This is a genomic window from Pseudomonas sp. 05N434 (assembly GCF_056396965.1).
On the sequence record NZ_JBFTMK010000711.1, the window covers coordinates 1 to 2,090 of the forward strand.

3 protein-coding genes and 2 pseudogenes are annotated in these 2,090 nt (G+C 57.3%); 2 read left to right on the forward strand and 3 right to left on the reverse strand.

The features are described 5' to 3' along the window. Nucleotides 1-203: pseudogene (gene psrA / locus AC1DLB_RS28410) on the reverse strand (transcriptional regulator PsrA); the annotation flags it as partial. A gap of 230 nt (nt 204-433) precedes the next feature. Between psrA and lexA the strand changes: the two are divergent. Together lexA and sulA are read left to right on the forward strand one after the other, a co-directional pair. Further along, nucleotides 434-1,042, forward strand: coding sequence for a transcriptional repressor LexA (gene lexA / locus AC1DLB_RS28415; RefSeq protein ID WP_026286346.1), 609 nt, complete (start codon nt 434-436; stop codon nt 1,040-1,042). 10 nt (nt 1,043-1,052) lie between these two features. Continuing rightward, complete coding sequence (sulA, locus tag AC1DLB_RS28420) at nt 1,053-1,526, forward strand: SOS-induced cell division inhibitor SulA (protein WP_477786130.1); 474 nt, start codon at nt 1,053-1,055, stop codon at nt 1,524-1,526. A gap of 94 nt (nt 1,527-1,620) precedes the next feature. On the opposite strand, the gene AC1DLB_RS28425 is transcribed toward sulA, so the two are convergent. After that, the gene (locus AC1DLB_RS28425; protein WP_007933173.1) at nt 1,621-1,854 is read right to left on the reverse strand and encodes a hypothetical protein; all 234 of its coding nucleotides are present in this window, start codon (nt 1,852-1,854) and stop codon (nt 1,621-1,623) included. 141 nt (nt 1,855-1,995) lie between these two features. Next, a pseudogene (locus AC1DLB_RS28430) lies at nt 1,996-2,090 on the reverse strand (DUF6586 family protein); the annotation flags it as partial.

Sequence of the window (2,090 nt, forward strand, 5' to 3'; positions counted from 1 at the left end):
AGACTGAGGCAGAACGGCCCGAGAAAACGCGAGAAGACCGCTTGAATCAGCGCCTTCTTCGATCCGAAGTGATAGTTCACCGCCGCCAGATTGACACCGGCCTTGCTGGTGATCAGACGCAACGAGGTTTCAGCGAAACCTTTTTCCGCGAACAATTGCTCGGCAGCATCGAGAATGCGTTCAACGGTTTCCGACTGGGCCATGGCTACTCCGCCTGACAAACASTTGTTTGAAACATACGTTTMMGCCCAGGCCTTGTCAAGTCTGGCGGGTTCGTTTTGGGAATGGTCGGTCAGCTATTTAACCATACAACACTGGCGCTTCAATCGGCGAGCTGAATGACCGTCCAGCGGCCGGCAAAAAAAGGGGCATTGCCAAGACCGGTTCACTGTATATAATCCCAGTCACTGTATAAAAAGACAGAGCGATCAATATGCTAAAGCTGACGCCACGCCAAGCAGAGATTCTGGCCTTCATCAAACGCTGCCTCGAAGACAACGGCTACCCGCCAACCCGCGCGGAAATCGCTCAGGAACTGGGCTTCAAGTCGCCCAACGCGGCGGAAGAACACCTCAAGGCACTGGCCCGCAAGGGCGCGATCGAGATGACCCCGGGCGCCTCCCGTGGCATTCGCATCCCCGGCTTCGAAGCCAAGGCCGACGATTCTACCCTGCCGATCATCGGCCGAGTGGCAGCAGGCGCTCCGATCCTCGCCCAGCAGCACATCGAAGAATCCTGCAACATCAACCCTTCGTTCTTCCACCCTCGCGCTGACTATCTGTTGCGGGTTCATGGCATGAGCATGAAGGACGTCGGCATTTTCGACGGAGACCTACTGGCCGTCCATACCACCCGCGAAGCCCGTAACGGTCAGATCGTGGTGGCTCGGATTGGCGACGAAGTGACCGTCAAGCGCTTCAAGCGCGACGGCAGCAAAGTCTGGCTGATTGCCGAAAACCCTGAATTTGCCCCTATCGAAGTCAACCTGAAAGATCAGGAACTGGTGATCGAAGGCTTGAGCGTCGGCGTGATTCGCCGCTAAAGGAGGCTTTATGCAGTTCCCACACACTTCACAGCAAGCCCAACTGCCGTTGTTCGAGGCATTCATGGCGCAGCCGCTGGCGCCGATCCTGAAAGAAGTGGTCGAGTCGCCCTGGAGCGCCGAGCCCRAAGTCTTCAGCGAGCTGTCATTGCGTGGCGCGGCCGGGAACTGCCTGAACCTTCTGGCACCAATCCTCAGGGAGCTGAGCCAGGATCAGGACGCTCGCTGGCTGACGCTGATCGCCCCGCCCGCCAGCCTGACCCAGGCCTGGCTGCGAGACGCCGGCCTGAACCGTGAACGCATTCTGCTGCTGCAACCACGCGGCACACAGAGCGCTCAGCAGCTGACCTGTGAAGCTTTGCGACTTGGCCGCAGCCATACGGTCGTCAGCTGGCTAAACCCGTTGAGCACATCGTCGCGGCAACAGCTGATCAGCGCCGCCCGTACCGGGGATGCGCAAAGTCTGAATATTCGGCTGGGTTAACTGACAAAACAGTGTTTGCACTGAACAGCGCGGGGCTTCTCCAAGGATAGAGAAGCCGGTCTGTAGAGGTATCCGCAAAATCCGACGGGCGGGATCAATGAAGAACCCGTGGCCCCTCTTCCTTATCAAATTCGCCTTCAACCAGGCGTCCTGCCATCTGAACACCGACGCTCAACATCGCCTTGGCGACTTCCACGTGCTGGCCTTGCAGGAAAGCCTTGGCATCCTCGGAGAAATCCAAAGTAACCAGAGAACCCTCGTCCTCGGCCCTACGCAGCTCGATTCGGCCGTCTGGTAACTCGACAATTTCTAGAAAGGACGTTGGCATAAAGGACTGTTCTCCACGAAAGGCAGGGATTATATAGGCATCGGCCAAGCTTCGCTCAGGATCTTGACCAGATGCCATCACGAAGAGAAATTTCTGACATCACGCTTCCTTGAGCGGACCATTCACCGAGCACTCAATCTTTCAGCACTCGTTCAGCCCGTCGCGAAACCGGATCGCCAAGCTTTTCAGATTCTGGCGCCAGCTCTCCAGTTCTTCCCGGCTCAGCTCTTCAGACG

What these genes read in the sequence shown, in the direction of transcription:
- lexA (WP_026286346.1), top strand. Translation starts at nt 434, where the DNA reads ATGCTAAAGCTGACGCCACGCCAAGCAGAGATTCTGGCCTTCATCAAA.
- AC1DLB_RS28425 (WP_007933173.1), bottom strand. Translation starts at nt 1,854, where the DNA reads ATGCCAACGTCCTTTCTAGAAATTGTCGAGTTACCAGACGGCCGAATC.